The organism is Mesorhizobium sp. M7D.F.Ca.US.004.03.1.1, from assembly GCF_003998635.1.
Classification (GTDB): Bacteria; Pseudomonadota; Alphaproteobacteria; order Rhizobiales; family Rhizobiaceae; genus Mesorhizobium; species Mesorhizobium loti.
Map to the genome: position 1 here is coordinate 1 of NZ_RZQG01001831.1, position 427 is coordinate 427.

Annotated in this window: 1 protein-coding gene; it reads right to left on the reverse strand. The window is 67.7% G+C overall.

Annotation, left to right across the window (positions count from 1 at the left end):
• Positions 1–427: SDR family NAD(P)-dependent oxidoreductase (locus EN935_RS40270; RefSeq protein ID WP_127374459.1), on the reverse strand; the 427-nt coding region annotated here is incomplete at both ends.

Here is a 427-nt window from a genome sequence, read left to right on the forward strand (position 1 = left end):
ACATAGGCGTAGCCTTTCAGCCCTGCCGTCGAAGCGATGAAGACGATCCGCCCCGTCTTGCGAACGGCCATGCCGGCCAACGCCGGCTTAACCGTCAGGAAAGCTCCGGTCAAATTGACGTCGAGTATCCGCTGCCAGTCGGCAAGGGTGGTCTTGTGCGCCGGCGTGCTGCCGGCCATGCCGGCATTGGCGACGACGATGTCGAATGGCCCGCGCGCGGCTTGCGCCCTCTCGTAAAGCGATGCCATCGCCGCCTCATCGGTGACGTCCGCGGCGATGCCGAAAATGCCTTTGCTTTCGCCGGCCACCTTGGCGAGCTCCGCTTCCCGGCGGCCGCAGATGGTCACGTCGATGCCGGCACCGGCCAGCGCCAGCGCGATGGCCCGGCCGACGCCGGAGCCGCCACCGGTGACCAGCGCATGCTTGC